The sequence below is a fragment of the Promicromonospora kroppenstedtii DSM 19349 genome (assembly GCF_000515355.1).
Lineage (GTDB): Bacteria > Actinomycetota > Actinomycetes > Actinomycetales > Cellulomonadaceae > Promicromonospora > Promicromonospora kroppenstedtii.
Genome location: NZ_KI911644.1, coordinates 56,238 through 59,491 on the forward strand (window position 1 = coordinate 56,238; position 3,254 = coordinate 59,491).

At 75.2% G+C, this 3,254-nt stretch carries 2 protein-coding genes; both read right to left on the reverse strand.

Translation table 11 applies throughout. The features are described from left to right. On the reverse strand, positions 1 to 1,580 hold a 1,580-nt coding region (locus tag PROKR_RS09260), incomplete at its 3' end, for a cation-translocating P-type ATPase (RefSeq protein ID WP_157601984.1). Positions 1,581 to 1,593: 13 nt separating this feature from the next. After that, on the reverse strand, positions 1,594 to 3,254 hold a 1,661-nt coding region (locus PROKR_RS09265; RefSeq protein ID WP_036962370.1), incomplete at its 5' end, for a WD40 repeat domain-containing protein.

Here is a 3,254-nt window from a genome sequence, read left to right on the forward strand (position 1 = left end):
CGCTCGACGGCCGCGAGCGCCGCTGCCCGCCGCTCGTCGTCGAGCGGCACGGCGGTGTCGCCGACCTGCACGTCGGTGCACCGCGGCAGGAGCACGTCGGGCGCGCCCTTGGTGACCAGGGCCCAGGCGCCGTCGCCGGGTGGGTCCACGAGCGCGGACATGAGCTTGCGCTCGGAGGTGAAGGGCACCTCGCCGCGCCGTTCGAACCCGGCGACGCGGTCGACGGTGCCGGCGAGCTTGTGCGCGGCCACGAGGAAGGCGGCCTCGGTGGGGTCGCCCTGGACGGTCCACTCGCCGTCGGCCCGGGTGAGCTGGGCATCGTTCGCCAGGGAGCCGCCGCCGAGCACCATGACGGCCTCTCGGGTCAGGGCCTCGTCGGTCAGCGGCCCGCCGCCGTCGGCCGGCCCGGCCACCGCCTCGCCGTCGGGCCGGTAGCCGACGCCGGTGAGCGTTACCTCGCCCGATGCCGTGACGACCCGCTGGATGGTCATCTCGTTCTTCGTCAGCGTGCCGGTCTTGTCCGAGGCGATGACGGACGCGGAGCCGAGCGTCTCGGCGGAGTGCAGCTTCTTGACGACGGCGTTGCGCCGCGCCATGGCCTGCACGCCGACGGCGAGGACCACGGACAGGATGGCGGGCAGCCCCTCGGGCACCGCGGCGACGGCGAGGGAGACCCCGAGCAGCAGCACGGTCACGAGGTCGGCGGGCGTGCGGACGTCGTTGACGACGGCGGCCAGCACCATGACGACGACGGCGACGCCGATCACGGTGAGACCGAGCACCTTGCTGACGTGCGCGATCTCCCGCTGGAGCGGCGTGACCTCCTCCTCGGTGGAGTCGAGCAGCCGCGCGATGGCGCCCATCTGGGTGTCCATGCCGGTGGCCACCACCACGGCGCGCCCCACGCCCTGGGCCACGGCGGTGCCCTTGTAGACCATGTCGAACCGGTCCCCGAGCGGCGCCGGCGCGGGCAGCACGGCGGCGTCCTTGAGCACGGCCTCGCTCTCGCCGGTCAGCGAGGACTCCTGCACGCGCAGCGCGGTCGCGGTCAGCAGGCGGGCGTCGGCGCCGACGGCGTCCCCCTCGCCGAGCACGAGCACGTCGCCGCGCACGAGCTCGGCCGAGCGCACGGTGACGCGCCGCCCGTCGCGCAGCACCGTGGACATGGCCTCGGTCATGGACCGGAGGGCGGCCACCGCGCTCTCGGCCTTGCGGGTCTGGACCAGGCCGAGCACGGCGTTGAGCACGACGATCGCGGCGATGACGACGGCGTCCACGGGCAGGCCGTGCGCCCCCTCGACCCACCACACGACGAGCGAGATGGCCACGGCCACCAGCAGCAGGGCCACCAGCGGGTCCCGGAACTGGTCGAGCACCTTGCGCCACACCGGTACGGGCGGCTTGGACCGCAGCTCGTTGGGGCCGTCGGCGGCCAGGCGCCGCGCCGCCTCGGCCTCGGTCAGCCCGGTGGCGGGATCGACGCCGAGGTCGGCGGCGACGTCGGCCGCGTCCCGCACCGACGGGTCAGGGGCGGGCAACGGGACGGACGGCGGCGGGGTGCGCTGCTGCGGAGTGGCCACAGTCGATCATGACTCAGCAGGGCGGGTCGTACCCGATGTCCGGCAGCACGCGCGCCCATTGCTGCCTGGTGATCGTCTGCCCGGATCCGGAGCAGATCCGGTCCAGGGCGGCGTCCGCGTCGAGGTCCCAGAGGTCGACGGCGCCGTGCTCGGTCCGGACGGCGAGCACGTCCTCGCCCACGAACCCGATCAGGTCCTGCGTCGTGTCGCCGACGGGGATGCTCAGGTCGAGGACGGGGGTGTCGTCCGCGACCCGGTACACCCGCAGGGTCCGGTCGCGGCCGAGGGTGGCCAGCCGCCCGCCGTCCGCGCTGACGGCCAGGTCGTTGACGTCGCCGGAGTCGTTGATCACCGTCCGGGCGAGGAGGTCGTCGCCGAGCACCCGCCAGGTGCGCACGGTGCTGTCCCGGGCCACGCTGGCCAGCATGCCGTCGCCGGTCACGGCGAGCTCGGCGAGCTGGTAGGTGTGGCTCCGGTCGGCGGTGAGCCGCACCGGCGCACGGGGGTCGGCCAGGTCCCAGAGCTCGATGACCGAGGACAGGGTGCCCGCGACCGCGAGGACGGGCCGGTCGGGCAGGAACACGAGCGACGACCCCGCTGTCGGCACCTCGCCGACGGGCTGCGGGGTCCCCGAGGCGGTCACGTCGTAGAGGGCGACCGGTCCGTCGAACCGCCCGACCGCCAGCAGGTCGCCGTCCGAACGGAACGAAAGGGCCACCGGCATGCCGACCGGCCACCTGGCCAGGTGCCGGGGACGGGCACGGTCGGTGAGGTCGAACACGTCGATCGCGCCCTCGCTCCCGATCACCAGGGTGTCCCCGTCCGGGCTGATCCGGGGCACGACCTCGCCGAAGAACGTGTCCTCGTCGGGCCCGGCGGCGATGTCGGCGGGCACGCGCGCCAGGGCCTCGGGGCGCAGGGGATCGGTCAGGTCGGCGACGTAGAGGTCACCGTCGACCAGTCCGGCCAGGGTACGGCCGTCCGCGCTGACGTCCAGGTCCGCACGGGCCGCGGGGACCGACGCCCGGGCCCGCTGCTCCAGCGGGTCAGCCAGGTTCCAGATGCGGATCGTCCCGTCCTCGGGAGCGGCGTCGGGTCCGGCGTCCGACCCCGGTGTCGCGACTGCCAGCGCGGCGGTACCGGGGGCGAGGGCGACGTCGTCCGCGTTCAGGGCGTCCCAGGCCGGCAGGCGGAGCTCGACGAGCAGCGCCGGCTCGTCCGCGGCCGCGTCCCACACCCGGGCGTAACCGCCCTCGCCGACGACGGCGACGCGCCCGTGGTCGCCGTAGTCCAGGACCGAGACGTAGCCGTGGTAGTCCAGCGGGAGCGGCAGCGGCGTGCGGTCGCGCAGCCTGCCCGACGACGAGACATCCCAGCGCACCAGCGCGCCGTCCTCCTCTGCGATCAGGTACCGGCCGTCCGGCGCGACGTCGAGCCTGCGCGCCTCGACGGTCTGCTCCCCCACCGGCGCGACAGCCCCCGGGTCGGCGACGTCCCAGACCGCCAGCATGGCGCCGGGGCCCAGGCCGCACCGGACCGCGAGCAGCCCTCCCGAGCGCACGAAGCCGAGCTCGTGCGCTCCTTCCTCGGCGGTGCACGGCCGCCAGGTCGCGACGGGCTCGGGACTCCGTCCGGCCGCGGGCTCGCCGGCGAGGGCGTCCACCGACCACAGCC